Raw genomic sequence first — 17,870 nt, forward strand, 5'->3', positions numbered from 1 at the left:
TGCATACAGATCAGTGTAGGGCCCCCGTGCCAGGCGCTACCTCTGCTTATAGGGGCTCCAGGTGCCCTCCGGTACGCGTGGGACAGGGGTCGTCAGGCCGGCAGCGCGGTCGCGGCGCCGGCGGCCATCCCGTCGAGCATGAGGTGCAGGTACTTCTCCGGACGGGCGGCCACGGGGGCCGGCAGCCCGTCCGGGTGGCAGGTGAAGACGTTGAGCAGGCTGACGACGTCCTCCCAGGTCACGTCAGGACGCATGCCGCCCTCGGCCTGGGCCCGGCGGACGAGCCCCTGGAGCAGCCCCAGCCAGCGTTCCTTGCTCTCGGCGAACTCCGCCGTGCCCGCGATGGCCTCCTCCGGCAGGTGGGCCAGCGCGGCGGCCAGCGCGACGCGGCCGGGGGCGGCGGCCCACTGCACGAAGCCGCGCAGCGCGCTCCAGGCGTCCCGCTCGCCGTCGACGGCGTGCTCCAGGGCCTCGGCCAGCGACTGGACGTAATGCTCGCCCAGCGCGGAGATGAGCGCGTCGCGGTCGGGGAAGCGGCGGTAGAGGGTGCCCACGCCGACGCCGGCCTGCCGCGCGATGAGCTCCATGGGCGCGTTGACGCCGCGCTCGGCCATCACCCGGGCGGCCGCGTCGAGGATCTTGACCAGGTTCCTTCTGGCGTCCGCGCGCACGTCCCGACCTCCTAAGTGGACGAATTGTTTCCGCTTAGTGTACCGTCCAGGCAAGCGGACGAAGAGATTCCACTTAGGAGGCCATCATGATCGTGATCACCGGCGCGACCGGGTCCATCGGCCGGGCCCTGGTCGCCCAGCTCGCCGGCCAGGACGTGCTCGCGGTGTCGCGGACGCCCGCCGACCTGGGCGTGCCGCACGCCGTCGGCGACTTCACCCGGCCGGAGACGATCGGCCGGCTGCTGTCCCCCGGCGACCGGCTGTTCCTCAACAGCTCGCCGTTCCCCGGGTTCGCCGAGCGGCTCAACGAGGTCGTCGACCTGGCCGCCGAGGCGGGCGTGGCGCAGATCGTCGAGGTCTCGGTACGCGACGCAGCCCCCGGCGCCGCGCTCAGCGCCGGGCCCCACGGCGAGGTCGACGAGCACCTGCGGGCCTCCGGCGTGCCGCACGCCGTGCTGCAGCCGACCGGGTTCATGCAGAACCTGCTCGGCGAGGTGCGCGGCGACCGCTTCCACGGCTCCTGGGGCGCCGGCGGGATGAACTACATCGACGCCAGGGACATCGCCGCGGTGGCCGCCGCCCTGCTGACCCGGCCGGTGGGCGCGTCGGGCTCGTACCTGCTGACCGGGCCCGAGTCGCCCACCCACGAGGAGATCGCGGCGACGATGACCCGCGTGCTGGGGCGTCCCGTGTCCTACGTGGACCTGCCGGTGCCCGAGATGGCCGCGCGGCTGGCCGGGCAGGGGATCCCTGAGCCGTTCGCCACCGAGCTGGCCACCACGCAGGCGACGCTGAGCCGGACCGGCTGGGCGGAGATCACCACGACCGTCGAGGACGTCACCGGCCGCCCGCCCCGCACCCTGGCCGCCTTCGTCGCCGACCACGCCGACGCCTTCCTCCCGGCGTCCTGACCACCTCAACGAACCCTCAGGGCTCAGGACGGGTCGACCACCCGGATCCGGACGGCCCGGAACCGGGCGGGCGCGTCGCGCAGGACCGCGAGCCTCGGGTCGGGCACCACCAGGAACGGCTCGCTCTCCAGCGCGAACACCGGCGCGAGCCGCCGGTCGCCGCGCAGCGCGTCGACCGCCCGCCGGTCGCCGCCGAGCACCACCGCCTCCAGCTCGCCGAGCCGCGGCACGAGCACCCGCGCCGCCGTCTCCGCCGCGCTGTCGAAGGCCTGGGCCGCCTGTTTCTGCCGCCTCCTGGCGAAGCGCTGCTGCGACCACCCGCCGGCCGCCGTACGTCCCTGCACCAGCCGGGAGCCGACCTTGGAGTCCAGCAGCTCGGCGCCGTGGAACACGCCGGCCGCGTACCCGCCGAGCCGGACCAGCAGCACGCCCACCCGCCGCGCGGCCTGCGCGTGCGCGACCAGCCTGGTCACGTGCGGCGGGCCGGGGGTCATGGGCGGGAACGGCACGTGCAGCTCGGCCAGCGCGCCGTCGGCGGCGGTCAGGCGGACCACGCGGTCGTCGCCGGCGGCCTCGAAGGGGCCGTGGCGGCCGGCGAACCCGTCGATCCAGGGGTGCACGCGCTCGGGCGGCACCGTGACCCAGCGGCCGCCGCCTCTGGCCGGACGCGCGCTCATGCGGGAAGGGTAACCGAACGACATTCCCTTCACGAGAAGGGGGGAACTATAGCGGAAATGTCGGTGAACTTCGTTTCGGGGGGCTTCTGCCGAAACCCTGCCGGTCGGATCATCTGAACGTGTCCTCCCTGCTCACCAGCCCTGTAGTGGATCTCGACAACGGGGCCGTCATCGCGCAGCCCGCCGTCGTCGACCCGGCGGGCGTTCTCCGGGCGGCTCCGCTGCCCATGGTGCTGCCACTGCCCCTGCACGTGGTGCTCTCGGGCGCCGGGGCGCTGGCGCCGCTCCACGAGGCCCTGCGGCGGGCGGGCAGGCATCCTCGTGAGGCGATCCTGATGCTCACCGGAACGTGCCAGGAGCAGGACCGCCGCCTGCTGAAGGTCAGCCTCGACGGGCTGCGCACGATCGGCTACCTGCTGGGCTTCGCCGACGTCGGCGCGGGCGGCCCGGCGCTGGACGTCGTCACCGACTCCGCGCCGTACCTGCTGGCACTGGACGAGGAGCTGGTGACCAGGTTGCCCGGCGACCACCGGGCGGCGGCGGTGGCGCGCGCGGTGGTGACGCTGGCCCGCGGGATCGGCGCGCACGTGCTGGCCCCTGGCGTCGAGCGCGAGGGGCAGGTGGCGGTGGCCCGCGGCCTGGGCGTGCGCCTGGCCCACGGCCCGCTGCTGGCGCCCGGCCCCGACGGCAAGATCCGGGTGCCGCTCCCGGTGGCCGACGAGTCGCCGGACACGCTGATGCTCGGCCCTCGCGTGCAGGAGCTGCTGGTCCCGGCGGTGACGCTGCCGGCCGGGGCCAAGGCGGAGGAGGTCGTGGCGGCGTTCGGACACGAGCCCACGATCACCAGCGTGATCCTGGTGGACGAGTACCAGCGCCCCAAGGGCAGCCTCGACCGCAGCCGCTTCCTGCTGTCCTTCGCCGCCCGGTACGGGCACGCCCTGCACGGCGCCAAGCCCGCCCAGCGCCTGGCCGACCCGCCGCGCACGGTCCCGAGGACGACCCCCGCCATCGCAGCCATGCAGGCCGCCGGCCGGGACGCGGCCCGCATCTACGACGACCTGGTGGTCACCGACGAGCTCAACCGCTGCCTGGGCATCGTCCGGGTGTCGGACCTGATCCGCCAGATCGCCGCCATGCGGACCTGAGACCCGGCTAGACCCAGCCCTGGGCCTTGGCCCGCCGCACGGCCTCGATGCGGTTGCGCGCGTGCGTCTTCTGGATGGCCGAGGACAGGTAGTTGCGCACCGTGCCCTCCGACAGGTGCAGGCGGCGGGCGATGTCCCCGATCGTGGAGCCGTCGGCGGCGGCGGCCAGCACGTCGCGCTCGCGCGCCGACAGCGGGTTGGGCCCCGCGCTAAGCGCCGCCGCGGCCAGCCCCGGGTCGATGACCCGCTCCCCCGCCTGCACCCGGCGGATGGCCGCCGCGAGATCCTTGGCCGGGCTGTCCTTGACCAGGAACGCCACCGCCCCCGCCTCCATCGCGGTGCGCAGGTAGCCGGGCCGCCCGAACGTGGTCAGGATCATCACCCGGCAGCCCGGCACCCGGGCGGCGATCTCGGCGGCGGCGGTCAGGCCGTCCTTGCCGGGCATCTCGATGTCGAGCAGCGCGATGTCGGGGGTCGCGGCGACCGCGACGGCGACGGCCTCGTTCCCGTCGGCCGCCTCGCCGACCACCTCGATGTCGGGCTCCAGGCCGAGCAGCGAGGCCAGCGCGCCGCGGATCATGCCCTGGTCCTCGGCCAGCATCACCCGGATCACGCGGCCGTCCCCACTCTGACCGGCACCAGCACCCGCAGCCGGAACCCGCCCTTGGGCGCGCCGCCGGCCTCCATGGTGCCGCCCGCGCCCGTCACCCGTTCGCGCAGGCCGCTGAGCCCGCTGCCGGTGCCCTGCGGCTCGCCGCCGCGTCCGTCGTCCATGATCTCCAGGGTGGCGTGTTCGCCGTCGCACGTCACCTGGATCTCGCAACGGGCGGCCCGCGCGTGCCGTACGACGTTGGTGACGCCCTCGCGCACCGCCCAGCCGAACAGCCCGTCGAGCAGGTCGGGCAGCGGCGTGCCGGACACCCGCACCTCGGCCCGCACGCCCGCCGCCCGCAGCACCGATCGGGCGCCGTCGATCTCCTCCGACAGGCTGCGCTGCCGGTAGCCGGTGACCGCCTCGCGCACCTCCACCAGCGCCTGCCTGGCCACGGACTCGATGTCGGCGATCTCCTGCCGCACCTGCGGCGACTCCTCGGCCAGCCGCCCGGCCAGCTCGCTCTTGAGCACGATCAGCGACAGGCTGTGGCCCAGCAGGTCGTGCAGGTCGCGGGCGATGCGCAGGCGCTCCTCCGTGGCCGCCAGCCTGGCCACCTCGCCCTGCGCCTCGTGCAGCCTCAGTGTCAGCACCCGGCTGTTGCGAATGCTGATGAACAACACGCCCAGCGTGACGACCTGCAGCCCCAGGACGACGACGCCGGCGAACTCGTCGCCGGTCAGCACCCCGGCCGCCACCACCACCGCCAGGTTCACGCCCACCCCGGCCAGCGCCCAGGCGGGCGGGAGGGTGAACCCGTAGAGCACGACCGTGTAGACCGGCAGCGTGAGCCAGGCGCCGCCGAAGGCGAACGCGCTGACCACCGCGATCACCGCGGTCACACCGAGCAGGGGGAAGGTGGCGCGCGAGCGCTCGTGGAAGCTCTTGGCGCTGATCACCGTGCCGGCGAAGCAGCCGATGAACGCGACCAGCGCCACGGCCCCCCAGATCGCCCGGGCGCCCGTGACGCCGCCCGCGACGATCTCGGCGATCGGGAAGACGAGATAGACCATGCCGACGGACATCCCGAGCAGCCGCCGCCTGGGCGACGGCCGCCCGTCACCGAAGTGCAGCTTGTCGGCGAAACTCATGCCCGAACAGTAGCCCGGCGGTACAGGTAGGCGGCAGCCCCGCCCAGGACGACCGCCCATCCGCCGACCACCAGCACGTCGGTCAGCGCGACGCCGTTCCCGGCGACGATGCTCCAGCCGAGGCTCGCGTAGTGGTAGGAGGGCATGATGTCGGCCACGGTCCGCATGGTGTCGCCGAACACCTCGGGCGGGAACCACAGGCCGCCCGCGATGGCCAGGACGAACATGCAGATCATCGCGGCCGGCTGCGCGGCGTCGGCCGTCAGCAGCGACCCGATCGCCAGGCCCAGCGCGATGAACGGGATCGTCCCCAGCCACATGGCCAGCAGCAGCGGCACCCACCGGCCGACCGGCATCGACACGCCCTGCTGAACGACCCCGACGACGGCCACCAGCAGCAGCGAGGGCAGCACGAGCAGCATGGCGGTGCCGAGCTTGGTGGCGATGATCATCCAGTTGGGCAGCGGGGTGATCTGGAGCTGGCGCAGCCAGCCGGACTGCCGTTCGGTCGCCCACGGCACCGCCGAGCTCATCATCGACGAGGCCAGCGCCCCGTAGGCGGCCATGGAGACCATCAGCACGACGCTGTAGCTCACCCCGGCGCCGTCGGTCTGCTTGCCGTAGATGTTGGCGTTGATCAGGTACAGCACGACCGGGAAGATGACCACGAAGATGATGTAGCGCCGGTTGCGCAGCATGCGCATCGCCTCGGTCTTGGCGTAGAACAGCATCAGGACTCCCTGGTGAGCGCGAGGAAGGCGTCTTCGAGGTCGGCGCCGGTGAGCTGGAGGCCCCGGACGTCGAGCTCGGTGCCCCGGAACAGGGCGGCCACGGTCGCGTCGGGGTCGGAGGTGTGCAGCGTGGCGGTGCCGGCGGCGACCTCGACGGCGGTGACGCCGGGCAGCCGGTCGAGCCCGGCCGCGGGCTGGTCGCCCAGCGTGAAGCGGACGACCTGCCCGCCCACGCCGGCCTTGATCTCGGCGGCGGTGCCGTCGGCGGCCAGCCGGCCGCGGGCGATGACGATCACCCGGTCGGAGTGCTCGTCGGCCTCCTCCAGGTAGTGGGTGGCGAACAGCACGGTCCTGCCGCCGGCGGCGTAGTCGTGCATGCTGGCCCAGAACCGCAGCCTGGACTCCACGTCCATGGCCGCGGTCGGCTCGTCGAGCAGCAGGATCTTCGGCGCGCCCGCGATGGCCAGGGCGAATCTGACGCGCTGCGTCTGGCCGCCGGACAGCTTGTTCGCGCGCCGCTTGACCAGGTCCGACAGGTCGGCCAGCTTCAGGATCTCGGCCAGCGGCAGCGGGTCGGGGTAGAGCCGGCGGACGAGGTCGATGAGCTCCTTGACCGACAGCTCGGGGATGAGGGCGCCGTTCTGGAGCATCGCGCCCAGCTCGCCGGAGCGCACCGCGTGGTCGGGCGTGCGGCCGTGGATGGTGATCGTGCCGCTGGTGGGACGGAGCAGGCCGAGCAGCATGTTGATCGAGGTGGACTTGCCCGCGCCGTTGGGCCCGAGCAGGGCCACGGTCTTGCCCGGCTCGATGGCGAGCGAGAGGTCGTCGACGGCAAGCACGTCCCCGTAGCGCTTGCTGACCTGGTCGAACACGATGGCGTTCATGTCAGCAAACGCTACGGGCGCGGCGTTTCCCCCGTTAGTGTGATCCTTCCGGGGTTGACGGTGACATTTGTCAGAGGCGGCAGGCGTAGATGTCGGTGACCAGGATGGCCCGCGCGCCGATGTCCCAGAGCTGGTCCATCACCTGCTGGTGGCCCTTGCGCCGGACCATGGCCCGGACGGCGACCCAGCCCTCGCGGTGGAGCGGCGAGACCGTGGGCCCCTCCATGCCGGGCGTGAGGGCGATGGCCTCCTCGATGCGCTCGGCGCGGATGTCGTAGTCCATCATGACGAAGTCGCGGGCGTGCACGACGCCCTGCAGGCGGCGGACGAGCTGGCCCATGCCCGGCGTCTCCGGCGCGCTCTGCCGCTTGATCAGCACGCCCTCCGAGCGCATGATCGGCTCGCCGAACACCTCCAGGCCGACGTTGCGCAGCGTGGTGCCGGTCTCCACGACGTCGGCGACCGCGTCGGCCACGCCGAGCCGGATCGCGGTCTCGACGGCGCCGTCAAGCTTGATCACGCGGGCGTCGACGCCCTGGTCGGACAGGTACTTGTCGAGCAGCCCCGCGTAGGAGGTGGCGATGCGCTGCCCGTCGAGGTCTTTGACCGACGACATCGTGCCCGCCTTGGCGGCCAGGCGGAAGGTGGAGCCGCCGAAGCCGAGCGGCATGATCTCCTCGACCGGCGCGCCGGAGTCGATCAGCATGTCGCGGCCGGTGATGCCGAGGTCGAGGGTGCCCTCCCCGACGTAGACGGCGATGTCGCGGGGACGCAGGAAGAACAGCTCGCAGCCGTTGTCCTCGTCGACGACGACGAGCTCCTTGCTGTCCCTGCGGGACCGGTAGCCGGCCTCCTTGAGCATGTTCTGGGCGGCTTCGCTGAGCGCGCCCTTGTTCGGTACGGCCAGACGCAGCATGTTCGGGTCTTCTTCCTCACTCATGGTCGATGGGACGCCGGGGCGGGCGCGAGGCGCCCTAGAGATGCTTGTACACCTCGTCGAGCCCGATGCCCTTGGCGATCATGAGCACCTGCACGTGGTAGAGGAGCTGGGAGATCTCCTCCGCCGCCCTGTCGTTCGACTCGTGCTCGGCGGCCATCCAGCTCTCGGCGGCCTCCTCGACGACCTTCTTGCCGATGGCATGCACGCCGGCGTCGAGCGCGGCCACGGTGCCCGAGCCCGCGGGCCTGGTACGCGCCTTGTCTGACAGCTCGGCGAACAGCTCTTCGAAGGTCTTCATGGTCTCTCTCGTCGGTCGGTTGGCGTGCCTGACAAGCCTAGTCTGCGCGCGACGGTGACGCCGCCCGGAGTCCGCCACGCGAGACGTCCGCTTCCTGCCCGTCGTCCGGGCGCCGCTTGATCTCCGGAGGGCCGTTCTAGGCTGGTGGTCATGGACATCGCGACCGTGGGCAAGCTCTGGGACGCCGACCCGGGCTGGCTCAACACCCCTTCGTACGGCCTTCCGCCCCGCCCGGCCTTCGAGGAATTGCAGGCCGTGCTCACCGAGTGGCGGCACGGCAGCGGCGACTGGGCGCCCTGGGACGCCTCGGTCGGCCGGGCCCGCACGGCCTTCGCCCACCTGGTCGGCGCCGAGCCGGCCGACGTGACGGTCGGCTCGACGGTGTCGCAGATCATGTCCACGGTGGCGACCGCGCTGCCGCCGGGGGCGCGGGTGCTGGTGCCGGAGATCGAGTTCACCAGCAACCTGTTCCCGTGGGCGGTGGCGGCCGAGGTCGAGACCGTGCCCGCCGAGCGTCTGGCCGACGCCGTCACGGGCCGGACCGACGCCGTCGCCTTCAGCCTCGTGCAGTCGGCGACCGGCTACGTGACGCCGCTGCACGACGTCGTCGCCGCCGCCCGCGCCCACGACGCGCTGGTCATCGCCGACGGCTCCCAGGCGTGCGGGTGGTTGCCGGTGTCGGTGGCCGACGGGATCGACGTGCTGGCGTGCGCGGCTTACAAGTGGCTCATGGCGCCGCGCGGGGCCGCGTTCGGCTACCTGTCGCCCCGGGTGCGCTCCCTGATGCGGCCGCTGGCGGCCAACTGGTACGCCGGCGACGATCCGGGCGGCTCCTACTACGGGCCGCCGCTGCGGCTGGCCTCCGACGCCCGCGCCTTCGACCTGTCGCCGGCCTGGTTCTGCTACGTCGGCGCGGCGCCCGCGCTCGAACTGCTCAACGAGATCGGCGCCCAGCGCGTCCACGAGCACGACGTCGAGCTGGCCAACCGGTTCAGGGCCGGGCTGGGGCTGGAACCGTCCGACTCGGCGATCGTGTCGGTGGAGGCGCCGGGCGAGCGGCTGGCGGCGGCCGGCATCCGCGCCGCGGTGCGCGCCGGCCGGGTCCGCGCGGGCTTCCACGTCTACAACACCGTCGACGACGTCGACCGCGCTCTTGACGTCCTGACCTCGTAGCACGTCCTGACCTCGTAGCACGTCCGGGAACGACGAAGCCCGCCGCCCCTCCCCTGCGGGAGGTGCGACGGGCGGTCGGTCGTTCAGTCGGCGTCAGCGCTCGAAGCGGCGGCCGCCGTTGTTGCGGCGGAACCCGGCGTTGCCGCGCTCCTCGGAACGGAAGCCGCCGCCGGAGCGGAAGCCGTCGCGGGGGGCGCGCTCGTCGGAGCGGGCGGGCCGGTCACGGTCGCCCGAGAACGGGCGGCCACGGTCGGCGCCGAAGCGGCCGCGGTCGTCGGAGCGGAAACCGCCGCCGCCGCCGCGCTGGCCGTCACGGTACCCGCCGCCACGGGGCGCCTCGGACCGGTAGCCGCGGTCGTCCTGGCGGAACGCCGGGCGGTCGTCGGAACGGAAACCACCACGGTCGTCCTGACGGGCAGGACGGTCGTCAGAGCGGAAACCACCGCGGTCGTCCTGACGGGCGGGACGGTCGTCGGAACGGAAACCGCCGCGCGGCCGGTCGCCACGCCTGCGGTCGTCGCCGAACGTGCGCGGCTCGGCCGGACGCTGTCCGCCGCCGAACGGCCGCTCGCCCTCGGCGTGCCGGCGCGGACGACGGTCCTCACCGGACTCCTCGTGACGGCGCGGACGACGGTCGTCGCCGCCGGCGAAGGTGCCGTCCTCGTGCCGGCGCGGACGGCGCTCGCCGTCGAACTCGCGGCGCGGACGACGCCCGCCCCGGCGCTCGGCGCCGCCGTGACCGCCCTCACGGCGCGGGCGCAGCGGCTTGCGGACGTCGGGCTCCCACACGGGGATGGCCTCGCCGCTCGGCGTCCGGGCCCCGGCCACCTCGGCCAGCCGGGGGTGCCCCGGGGTGGCCTTGAGCCGGAACGGGTGGATGCCGGCGCGCCTGGTCAGGGCGTCGGTCGAGCGGCGCTCGTTGGGCAGCACCAGGGTGACGACGGTGCCCTTCTCGCCCGCGCGGGCGGTACGGCCGCCGCGGTGCAGGTAGCTCTTGTGGTCCTGCGGCGGGTCGACGTGCAGCACCAGGCTGATGTTGTCGACGTGGATGCCGCGGGCCGCGACGTCGGTGCAGACCAGCACGTTGATCGAGCCCTCGCGGAACTCGGCCAGGATGCGGGTGCGCTGGTTCTGGCGCTTGCCGCCGTGCAGGCCGCCGGCCTTGATGCCGACCCGGGCGAGCTGCTTGCACAGCCGGTCGACGCCGTGCTGGGTGCGGACGAAGATGATCGTACGGCCCTCGCGGTTGGCGATCTCGGCCGTGACGTCGAACTTGTCGTCCCGCGTGACCTGCATCACGTGGTGCTCCATGGTGTCGACCGGCGAGGTCGCCGGGGCCACGGAGTGGGTGATCGGGTCCTTGAGGAAGCGGCGCACCAGCTTGTCGACGTCGCCGTCGAGGGTGGCCGAGAACAGCAGGCGCTGCCCGTCGGTCGGGGTCTGGGCCAGCAGCTCGGTGACGACGGGGAAGAAGCCGAGGTCGCACATGTGGTCGGCCTCGTCGAGGACGGAGACCTCGACCTGCGCCAGCGAGCACTCGCCCTGCCGGATCAGGTCGCCCAGGCGGCCCGGGGTGGCGATCACGATGTCGACGCCGCGGCGCAGTGCCTCGATCTGCTTGCCCATGGACATGCCGCCCACGACGACCTTCATCCGCAGCCCGAGGCCGCGGCCGAGCGGTTCGAGCGCGTCGTGCACCTGAAGGGCCAGCTCACGGGTGGGCACAAGGATCATCGCGCGCGGGTGGCCGGCGGCGGGCCGCACCCCCGCGATGCGAGCCATGGTCGGCAAACCGAAGGCCAGGGTCTTGCCCGAGCCGGTCTGGCCACGGCCCAGGACGTCATGACCGGCGAGCACGTCGGGGATCGTCGCACTCTGGATGGGGAACGGGCTGTCGATGCCCTGCTTGGCCAGACCGCTGATGAGCGGCTTGGGAAGGCCGAGCAGTTCGAACTCCGACGGGCCCGTCTCGGGGGCGGTCTCGTCGAACGCGGGCATGACAGAGTCAAGCATGGTCACGAAATTCGTGCCTTTCAGTCGAAGTGGCGCGTCACTTCTGCGAAAGGACGAGCCGGGACATACGGCCTGATGCCGTACAAGTTGCAGTACGCCCGCCATCGAGGCGGGACTTCACAGGGGGGATACACCGGGGCACCGGCCGCAGGCGGCGCGATGACGCGAGATGAGGCGTCTGGTGTATACCTGGTGCCAACGCCGGGGATGGTATCGGCTATTCCCTGGCTGGGTACGGACCTTCCGAAACCCCTCCTTGGCACACTGAAACGGCTGACGCCCAACGCCAGCCGTTACAGCTAGAAAGATCAGACGTTGAAGCCTAGCATACGGAGCTGCTCACGCCCCTCGTCAGTGATTTTGTCCGGGCCCCACGGCGGCAGCCAGACCCAGTTGATCTTCACGTCGGAGACCATGCCCTCCAGGGCGGAGTGGGCCTGGTCCTCGATGACGTCGGTCAGCGGGCAGGCCGCGCTGGTCAGCGTCATGTCGATGGTGGCCACGGGCTGACCGGCGTCGGACGGGTCGAGGTTGAGCCCGTAGATCAGCCCCAGGTCGACGACGTTGATGCCGAGCTCGGGGTCGACGACGTCTTTGAGCGCCTCCATGACCTCATCGACGGTGGTGTCACCGTCGAAGCCGGTCGGAGTCTCCACAGGCTTGCTCATTGGGCACTCCTCACCACAGCGTCCTTGTAGGCCATCCACGACAGCAGCGCGCACTTGACGCGCGCCGGGAACTTGGCCACGCCCGCGAACGCCACCGCGTCCCCGAGCACCTCCTCGTCGGCCTCGACCTGCCCCCGGCCCTGCATGAGCCGGGTGAACTCGTCGACCACCGACAGCGACTCCTCGACCGTCGAGCCGGTGGCCAGCTCGTGCAGCACGGAGGCGGCCGCCTGGCTGATCGAGCAGCCCTGGCCGTCGTAGGAGACGTCTTCGATCTTACCGGCGTCGCCCACCCTGACCCGCAGCGTGATCTCGTCGCCGCACGTCGGGTTCACGTGGTGAACCTCGGCGTCGTACGGCTCGCGCAGCCCCCGCCCCTGCGGGTGCTTGTAGTGTTCCAGGATCAGCTCCTGGTACATCGACTCGCCGATCATGGCTATGCGAACACCTTCTGAACGTGATGGAGGCCGCGCACCAGGGCGTCGATCTCGCCCGTGGTGTTGTACAGGTAGAACGACGCCCGCGTGGTCGCCGGTATTCCGAACCGCAGGTGCAGCGGGCGCGCGCAGTGGTGCCCGACGCGGACGGCGACCCCGAACTGGTCGTCCAGGATCTGCCCCACATCGTGGGGGTGTATGCCTTCCAGCGTGAACGACAGCGTGCTGCCGCGCTGGTCGAGGGAGTCGGGCCCGATCAGCCGCAGCGACGGCACCTCGCGCAGGGCGTCGAGGGCGTAGGCCGTCAGCGAGCGCTCGTGCGCCTCGATGGCGTCCATGCCGACCGCGGTGAGGTAGTCGACCGCCGCGCCGAGGCCGATGGCCTCGACGATGGGCGGCGTGCCGGCCTCGAACTTGTGCGGGATCGGCGCGTACGTCGAGCGGTCCATCCAGACCGCCTCGATCATCTCGCCGCCGCCCAGGAACGGCGGCATGGCCTCCAGCAGCTCGGTACGGCCCCACAACACGCCGATGCCCGAAGGGCCGACCATCTTGTGACCGGTGAAGGCCACGAAGTCGGCGCCCAGCGCGGCCATGTCCACCGGGTGGTGCGGCACGGACTGCGAGGCGTCGAGCATGATCAGCGCGCCGACCTCGTGCGCCCTCGCGGCCACCGCGGTGACCGGGTTGACCGTGCCGAGCACGTTCGACTGGTGGGCGATCGAGACGATCTTCGTGCGCTCGGTGACGACGGCCGGGTCGAAGTCGAGCCGCCCGTCGTCGGTGACGCCGAACCACTTCAGCGTGGCGCCGGTGCGCTGCGCGAGCATCTGCCACGGCACGATGTTGGAGTGGTGCTCCATCTCGGAGATGACGATCTCGTCGCCGGGACCGAGGGCGAAGCGGGGGTCGGTGCCCGCGGGGTTGCCGAAGGAGTAGGCCACGAGGTTGAGGGCCTCGGAGGCGTTCTTGGTGAAGATCACCTCATCGCGCGAGCCCGCCCCGACGAACGCCGCCACCTTGTCGCGCGCGCTCTCGTACGCCTCGGTCGACTCCGCGCCGAGCACGTGCATGGCCCGTCCGACGTTGCTGTAGTGCAGCGCCAGGTGGTCGCGCATGGTGTCGATGACCTGGTTGGGCTTCTGCGAGGAGTTGCCCGAGTCGAGGTAGACGAGCGGGCGCCCGTCGGGCAGCTCGCGGGAGAAGACCGGGAAGTCCTTCCTGATCTTCTCCACGTCCAAGCTGGTGGAAGTCATGCAGATGCCTTCGTGTACTGCTCGTAGCCCTCGGCCTCGAGCTTGTCGGCCAGCTCCGGCCCGCCCTCCTCGACGATCCGGCCGCCGGCGAAGACGTGCACGAAGTCGGGCTTCACGTAGCGCAGGATGCGGGTGTAGTGGGTGATCAGCAGCACGCCGGTCTCACCCGTGGAGCGGAAGCGGTTGATGCCCTCGGAGACCACCCGCAGCGCGTCGACGTCGAGGCCGGAGTCGGTCTCGTCGAGCACGGCGATCTTCGGCTTGAGCAGCTCCAGCTGGAGGATCTCGTGGCGCTTCTTCTCACCGCCGGAGAAGCCCTCGTTGAGGTTGCGCTGGGCGAAGGCGGCGTCGATGGACAGCGCGTCCATGCCGGCCTTGAGGTCCTTGGCGAACTCGCGCAGCTTGGGCGCCTCGCCGCGGACCGAGGTGACGGCCGAGCGCAGGAAGTTCGACACCGACACGCCGGGGACCTCGACCGGGTACTGCATGGCGAGGAACAGGCCGGCGCGGGCCCGCTCGTCGACCGACAGCTCCAGCAGGTCGACGCCGTCGAGCAGCACCTGGCCGCCGGTGATCGTGTACTTGGGGTGACCGGCGATCGCGTAGGCGAGGGTGGACTTGCCCGAGCCGTTGGGGCCCATGATGGCGTGCGTCTCGCCGGACTTCACCGTCAGGTTGACGCCGCGCAGGATTTCCTTGTCCTCGACGGCGACCTTGAGGTCACGGATCTCTAGGGTGGACACGTTTATGACTCCTTCGAGAGCGAGACGAGGACGTCGTCGCCGTCGATCTTGACTGTGTAGACGTTCACGGGCTTGGTGGCGGGCGGGCCGGTGGGCTTGCCGGAGCGCACGTCGAAGCACGAGCCGTGCAGCCAGCACTCCAGCGTGCCGTCGTAGACCTCGCCCTCGCTGAGCTTCACCTCGGCGTGCGAGCAGACGTCGTGCAGGGCGAAGACGTCGGCGCCCTTGCGCACCAGCGCCACCGGGGTCTCCCCGACCTCGACGCCGATGACGCCGCCGTCGGGGATGTCGGCGACCTGGCAGACCTTCTCGAAACTCATCGCGCGAGCTCCGCCTCCACCGCGGCCAGCACGCGGTCGCGGATCTCCTCGATCTGGATCTTCTCGATGAGCTGGCCGAGGAAGCCCCTGATGACCAGGCGGCGGGCCTCGTCGTAGGGGATGCCGCGGGCCTGGAGGTAGAAGATGTGCTCGTCGTCGAGGCGGCCCGAGGCCGAGGCGTGCCCGGCTCCGGCGACCTCGCCGGTGAGGATCTCCAGGTTGGGTACCGAGTCGGCGCGGGCGCCGTCGGTGAGGATGAGGTTGCGGTTGAGCTCGTAGGTGTCGGTGCCCTCGGCCTCGACCCTGATGATCACGTCGCCGATCCAGACGGCGTGCGCGTCCTGCCCCTGCAGCGCGCCGCGGTAGTCGACGTTGCTCTTGCAGTTGGGCTGGGAGTGGTCGACCAGGAGGCGGTGCTCCAGGTGCTGGCCGGCGTCGACGAAGTAGACGCCGGACATGTCGGCGTCGCCGCCGGGCGCGGTGTAGGCCACGCTGGGCGAGAGCCGGACCAGGTCGCCGCCGAGGGTCACCACGAAGCTGCGGAAGGTCGCGTCCTTGGCGAGCTGGGCGTGGTGGTGGGAGACGTGCACGGCGTCGTCGTCCCAGTCCTGGAGGCTGACGACCTTGAGGTTGGCGCCGTCGCCGACGACGAACTCGATGTTGTCGGCGTAGACGGCGCTGCCCTTGTGGTCGAGCACGACCACGGCCTCGGCCATCGGCTCCACCTTGACCACGATGTGGCCGTAGGCGGCGCCGTCGCCCTCACCGGTCAGGGTGAGCACGGTCGGCTTCGACGTGACGGCCTCGCGCGGCACCGTGATCACGGTCGCCTTCTCGAAGCTGTTCCACGCCTGCGCGCTGACCCGGTCGGTGGGCGTGAACGCCTTGCCGACGCGGGCGTCGTCGCGCCCGACCGTCTCGACGACGACCTCGGGCGCGGCCTCGACGTCGAGGCGCACGTGACCCACGGGGTCGGCCTTGCCGTTGTGCAGGCCCTTCAGGCGGGACAGCGGCGTGAAGCGCCACGACTCCTCGCGCCCGGTCGGGACCTCGAAGTCGCCCAGGTCGTAGGACGCCTTCTCGTGCAGGGTCGACAGGGGCTTCTCGTTCAGGCCCATCAGCCGACGGCTCCTTCCATCTGCAGCTCGATCAGCCGGTTGAGTTCGAGCGCGTATTCCATGGGCAGCTCGCGGGCGATCGGCTCGACGAAGCCGCGCACGATCATCGCCATGGCCTCGTCCTCGCCGAGCCCGCGGCTCATGAGGTAGAAGAGCTGGTCCTCGCTGACCTTGGAGACCGTGGCCTCGTGGCCCATCGAGACGTCGTCCTCGCGCACGTCGACGTACGGGTAGGTGTCGGAGCGGCTGATCTGGTCGACCAGGAGCGCGTCGCACTTGACGGTGCTGGCGCTGCCGTGGGCGCCCTCCTCGATCTGCACGAGACCGCGGTAGGAGGTGCGGCCGCCGCCGCGCGCCACCGACTTGGAGATGACGCTGGAGCTGGTGTTGGGCGCCAGGTGCACCATCTTGGAGCCGGCGTCCTGGTGCTGGCCCTCGCCGGCGAAGGCGACGCTCAGCGTCTCGCCCTTGGCGTGCTCGCCCATCAGGTAGACGGCCGGGTACTTCATCGTGACCTTGGAGCCGATGTTGCCGTCGATCCACTCCATGGTCGCGCCCTCGTAGGCGACGGCGCGCTTGGTGACCAGGTTGTAGACGTTGTTCGACCAGTTCTGGATGGTCGTGTAACGGCAGCGGGCGTTCTTCTTCACGATGATCTCGACGACCGCGCTGTGCAGCGAGTCGGAGGAGTAGATCGGCGCGGTGCAGCCCTCGACGTAGTGGACGTAGGAGTTCTCGTCCACGACGATCAGGGTCCGCTCGAACTGGCCCATGTTCTCGGTGTTGATCCGGAAGTAGGCCTGCAGCGGGATCTCGACCTCGACGTTCGGCGGCACGTAGATGAACGAGCCACCGGACCACACGGCGGTGTTGAGCGCGGCGAACTTGTTGTCGCCGACCGGGATCACCGAGCCGAAGTACTCCTTGAAGAGCTCCTCGTGCTCCTTCAGGCCCGTGTCGGTGTCGACGAAGATGACGCCCTTCTCCTCAAGGTCCTCACGGATCTTGTGGTAGACGACCTCCGACTCGTACTGGGCCGCGACGCCGGCGATGAGGCGCTGCTTCTCCGCCTCGGGGATGCCGAGCTTGTCGTAGGTGTTCTTGATGTCGGCGGGCAGCTCGTCCCAGGAAGCGGCCTGCTTCTCGGTCGAGCGCACGAAGTACTTGATGTTGTCGAAGTCGATGCCGGTGAGGTCGGAGCCCCAGGTGGGCAGCGGCTTCTTGGCGAACAGGCGGAGGCCCTTCAGGCGAAGGTCGAGCATCCACTCCGGCTCGTTCTTGAGCGCGGAGATGTTGCGGACGACCTCCTCGGACAGGCCACGCTTGGCCGCCGCGCCCGCGGCATCCGGGTCGGCCCAGCCGAACTTGTAATTCCCGAGGCCTTCCAGCTCCGGGCGGTCGGTGACAGTCACCTTCCGGTCTCCTTGCTCTTGTCTCTGTGTGCGGATTCAGCCAGCGACTTGGGGCTCACGTGGGTCGTGCAGACCCCGTCGCCGTGCGCGATCGTGGCCAGGCGCTGCACCGGGGTGCCGAGCAGTTGCGCGAACGCCTCCGTCTCGGCCTCGCAGAGCTGCGGGAACTCCGCGGCCGCGTGAGCCACCGGGCAGTGGTGCTGGCAGAGCTGGTCGCCGCCCGACTTGGCCTTGCTGGCCGAGGCGGCGTACCCCTCTGCCGACAGCGCCTGCGCCAGCACCTGTACGCGCTGGTCCGCCGGCACCGTCCGCATGACCGGCTCCAGCCGCGTCAGCAGGCTCGACACCTGCGAGCGGGCGAAGTCGGTCACGGCTTCTCGTCCCATGCGCTCGGCCAGGAAGCGGAGTGCGCTCCCGGCGAGGTCGTCATAGGCGTGCTCGAAAGCACTGCGCCCCGCGTCGGTGATGGCGAACAGCTTGGCGGGCCGTCCGCGCCCGCGCTGACCGCGCGGCCTGACCGTGCGAGGCTCTATCATTCCCTCGGCCAGCAACGCGTCGAGGTGCCTGCGCACCGCGGCGGGCGTCAGCCCCAGCCGCTCGCCGAGCGAGGCGGCCGTCACGGGACCATGCTCAAGAATCAGCCTGGCGACACGCGCGCGGGTGCCGCGCTCGCTACCGGGCTCGATCGTGGGCATGTTTTTCACAACATCAGTGTGCCGTAATTCCTTCC

Annotated in this window: 20 protein-coding genes; 3 read left to right on the forward strand and 17 right to left on the reverse strand. The window is 71.2% G+C overall.

What is annotated here, in order from left to right:
- Positions 1–92: 92 nt before the first annotated feature.
- Positions 93–671: a helix-turn-helix domain-containing protein gene (locus AB0C33_RS45275; protein ID WP_358300091.1), complete on the reverse strand. Its 579-nt coding sequence runs from the start codon at positions 669–671 to the stop codon at positions 93–95.
- A gap of 86 nt (positions 672–757) precedes the next feature.
- Between AB0C33_RS45275 and AB0C33_RS45280 the strand changes: the two genes are divergently transcribed.
- Positions 758–1,582 (forward strand): NAD(P)H-binding protein, encoded by an 825-nt coding sequence (locus AB0C33_RS45280; protein WP_358300094.1) that lies wholly within the window; start codon positions 758–760, stop codon positions 1,580–1,582.
- Between the two features lie 23 nt (positions 1,583–1,605).
- Here the strand turns inward: AB0C33_RS45280 and AB0C33_RS45285 are convergent, their stop codons facing one another.
- A complete protein-coding gene (locus AB0C33_RS45285; protein ID WP_358300097.1) occupies positions 1,606–2,259 on the reverse strand; it encodes an acVLRF1 family peptidyl-tRNA hydrolase in 654 nt (217 codons plus the stop codon).
- A 119-nt stretch (positions 2,260–2,378) separates the two neighbouring features.
- Here AB0C33_RS45285 and AB0C33_RS45290 point away from each other — a divergent pair, with 119 nt between their 5' ends.
- Positions 2,379–3,404, forward strand: coding sequence for an EAL domain-containing protein (locus AB0C33_RS45290; protein WP_358300100.1), 1,026 nt, complete (start codon positions 2,379–2,381; stop codon positions 3,402–3,404).
- Positions 3,405–3,411: 7 nt separating this feature from the next.
- On the opposite strand, the gene AB0C33_RS45295 is transcribed toward AB0C33_RS45290, so the two are convergent.
- The 6 genes from AB0C33_RS45295 to AB0C33_RS45320 all read right to left on the reverse strand — a co-directional run bounded on the left by AB0C33_RS45295 (position 3,412) and on the right by AB0C33_RS45320 (position 8,000).
- Complete coding sequence (locus AB0C33_RS45295; RefSeq protein ID WP_358300103.1) at positions 3,412–4,017, reverse strand: response regulator transcription factor; 606 nt, start codon at positions 4,015–4,017, stop codon at positions 3,412–3,414.
- Positions 4,014–5,147, reverse strand: a complete 1,134-nt coding sequence (locus AB0C33_RS45300) for a sensor histidine kinase (protein ID WP_358300106.1) — start codon at positions 5,145–5,147, stop codon at positions 4,014–4,016. Before AB0C33_RS45300 ends, AB0C33_RS45295 begins: the two co-directional genes overlap by 4 nt.
- Positions 5,144–5,878 (reverse strand): ABC transporter permease, encoded by a 735-nt coding sequence (locus tag AB0C33_RS45305; RefSeq protein WP_358300109.1) that lies wholly within the window; start codon positions 5,876–5,878, stop codon positions 5,144–5,146. Before AB0C33_RS45305 ends, AB0C33_RS45300 begins: the two co-directional genes overlap by 4 nt.
- Entirely contained in the window at positions 5,878–6,762 is an 885-nt protein-coding gene (locus AB0C33_RS45310) for an ABC transporter ATP-binding protein (RefSeq protein ID WP_358300112.1), read from the reverse strand. Before AB0C33_RS45310 ends, AB0C33_RS45305 begins: the two co-directional genes overlap by 1 nt.
- A gap of 70 nt (positions 6,763–6,832) precedes the next feature.
- Positions 6,833–7,678 (reverse strand): ATP phosphoribosyltransferase, encoded by an 846-nt coding sequence (gene hisG, locus AB0C33_RS45315; RefSeq protein ID WP_352325534.1) that lies wholly within the window; start codon positions 7,676–7,678, stop codon positions 6,833–6,835.
- A gap of 58 nt (positions 7,679–7,736) precedes the next feature.
- Positions 7,737–8,000, reverse strand: a complete 264-nt coding sequence (locus AB0C33_RS45320; RefSeq protein WP_189652386.1) for a phosphoribosyl-ATP diphosphatase — start codon at positions 7,998–8,000, stop codon at positions 7,737–7,739.
- Positions 8,001–8,150: 150 nt separating this feature from the next.
- Between AB0C33_RS45320 and AB0C33_RS45325 the strand changes: the two genes are divergently transcribed.
- Complete coding sequence (locus AB0C33_RS45325; RefSeq protein WP_358300115.1) at positions 8,151–9,173, forward strand: aminotransferase class V-fold PLP-dependent enzyme; 1,023 nt, start codon at positions 8,151–8,153, stop codon at positions 9,171–9,173.
- A 93-nt stretch (positions 9,174–9,266) separates the two neighbouring features.
- Here the strand turns inward: AB0C33_RS45325 and AB0C33_RS45330 are convergent, their stop codons facing one another.
- From AB0C33_RS45330 to AB0C33_RS45370, 9 genes are all read right to left on the reverse strand, one after another.
- Positions 9,267–11,186: a DEAD/DEAH box helicase gene (locus tag AB0C33_RS45330; protein ID WP_358300118.1), complete on the reverse strand. Its 1,920-nt coding sequence runs from the start codon at positions 11,184–11,186 to the stop codon at positions 9,267–9,269.
- A gap of 308 nt (positions 11,187–11,494) precedes the next feature.
- Entirely contained in the window at positions 11,495–11,854 is a 360-nt protein-coding gene (locus AB0C33_RS45335; RefSeq protein ID WP_358300121.1) for a metal-sulfur cluster assembly factor, read from the reverse strand.
- Positions 11,851–12,288: a Fe-S cluster assembly sulfur transfer protein SufU gene (gene sufU, locus AB0C33_RS45340; protein WP_352325531.1), complete on the reverse strand. Its 438-nt coding sequence runs from the start codon at positions 12,286–12,288 to the stop codon at positions 11,851–11,853. Before sufU ends, AB0C33_RS45335 begins: the two co-directional genes overlap by 4 nt.
- Positions 12,289–12,290: 2 nt before the next feature.
- Positions 12,291–13,547: a cysteine desulfurase gene (locus tag AB0C33_RS45345; protein ID WP_358300124.1), complete on the reverse strand. Its 1,257-nt coding sequence runs from the start codon at positions 13,545–13,547 to the stop codon at positions 12,291–12,293.
- Positions 13,544–14,290, reverse strand: coding sequence for a Fe-S cluster assembly ATPase SufC (gene sufC, locus AB0C33_RS45350; RefSeq protein WP_352325533.1), 747 nt, complete (start codon positions 14,288–14,290; stop codon positions 13,544–13,546). The genes AB0C33_RS45345 and sufC overlap by 4 nt, the downstream gene beginning before the upstream one ends.
- A gap of 2 nt (positions 14,291–14,292) precedes the next feature.
- A complete protein-coding gene (locus AB0C33_RS45355; protein ID WP_352325535.1) occupies positions 14,293–14,610 on the reverse strand; it encodes a non-heme iron oxygenase ferredoxin subunit in 318 nt (105 codons plus the stop codon).
- A complete protein-coding gene (sufD, locus tag AB0C33_RS45360; protein WP_358300127.1) occupies positions 14,607–15,728 on the reverse strand; it encodes a Fe-S cluster assembly protein SufD in 1,122 nt (373 codons plus the stop codon). The genes AB0C33_RS45355 and sufD overlap by 4 nt, the downstream gene beginning before the upstream one ends.
- Positions 15,728–17,140, reverse strand: coding sequence for a Fe-S cluster assembly protein SufB (gene sufB / locus AB0C33_RS45365; protein ID WP_352364380.1), 1,413 nt, complete (start codon positions 17,138–17,140; stop codon positions 15,728–15,730). Before sufB ends, sufD begins: the two co-directional genes overlap by 1 nt.
- The gene (locus tag AB0C33_RS45370) at positions 17,137–17,835 is read right to left on the reverse strand and encodes a metalloregulator ArsR/SmtB family transcription factor (protein WP_358300130.1); all 699 of its coding nucleotides are present in this window, start codon (positions 17,833–17,835) and stop codon (positions 17,137–17,139) included. Before AB0C33_RS45370 ends, sufB begins: the two co-directional genes overlap by 4 nt.
- Between the last annotated feature and the right edge of the window lie 35 nt (positions 17,836–17,870).

The sequence above is a fragment of the Nonomuraea sp. NPDC048881 genome, assembly GCF_040649795.1.
Lineage (GTDB): Bacteria > Actinomycetota > Actinomycetes > Streptosporangiales > Streptosporangiaceae > Nonomuraea.

Bases quoted from the DNA above. Each gene is read 5' to 3' on its own strand.
- AB0C33_RS45285 (WP_358300097.1), bottom strand. From the start codon at position 2,259: ATGAGCGCGCGTCCGGCCAGAGGCGGCGGCCGCTGGGTCACGGTGCCG.
- AB0C33_RS45325 (WP_358300115.1), top strand. From the start codon at position 8,151: ATGGACATCGCGACCGTGGGCAAGCTCTGGGACGCCGACCCGGGCTGG.
- AB0C33_RS45310 (WP_358300112.1), bottom strand. From the start codon at position 6,762: ATGAACGCCATCGTGTTCGACCAGGTCAGCAAGCGCTACGGGGACGTG.
- AB0C33_RS45355 (WP_352325535.1), bottom strand. From the start codon at position 14,610: ATGAGTTTCGAGAAGGTCTGCCAGGTCGCCGACATCCCCGACGGCGGC.
- AB0C33_RS45305 (WP_358300109.1), bottom strand. From the start codon at position 5,878: ATGCTGTTCTACGCCAAGACCGAGGCGATGCGCATGCTGCGCAACCGG.
- AB0C33_RS45335 (WP_358300121.1), bottom strand. From the start codon at position 11,854: ATGAGCAAGCCTGTGGAGACTCCGACCGGCTTCGACGGTGACACCACC.
- AB0C33_RS45300 (WP_358300106.1), bottom strand. From the start codon at position 5,147: ATGAGTTTCGCCGACAAGCTGCACTTCGGTGACGGGCGGCCGTCGCCC.
- AB0C33_RS45280 (WP_358300094.1), top strand. From the start codon at position 758: ATGATCGTGATCACCGGCGCGACCGGGTCCATCGGCCGGGCCCTGGTC.
- AB0C33_RS45330 (WP_358300118.1), bottom strand. From the start codon at position 11,186: ATGCTTGACTCTGTCATGCCCGCGTTCGACGAGACCGCCCCCGAGACG.
- hisG (WP_352325534.1), bottom strand. From the start codon at position 7,678: ATGCTGCGTCTGGCCGTACCGAACAAGGGCGCGCTCAGCGAAGCCGCC.
- AB0C33_RS45345 (WP_358300124.1), bottom strand. From the start codon at position 13,547: ATGACTTCCACCAGCTTGGACGTGGAGAAGATCAGGAAGGACTTCCCG.
- AB0C33_RS45320 (WP_189652386.1), bottom strand. From the start codon at position 8,000: ATGAAGACCTTCGAAGAGCTGTTCGCCGAGCTGTCAGACAAGGCGCGT.
- sufD (WP_358300127.1), bottom strand. From the start codon at position 15,728: ATGGGCCTGAACGAGAAGCCCCTGTCGACCCTGCACGAGAAGGCGTCC.
- sufU (WP_352325531.1), bottom strand. From the start codon at position 12,288: ATGATCGGCGAGTCGATGTACCAGGAGCTGATCCTGGAACACTACAAG.
- AB0C33_RS45370 (WP_358300130.1), bottom strand. From the start codon at position 17,835: ATGCCCACGATCGAGCCCGGTAGCGAGCGCGGCACCCGCGCGCGTGTC.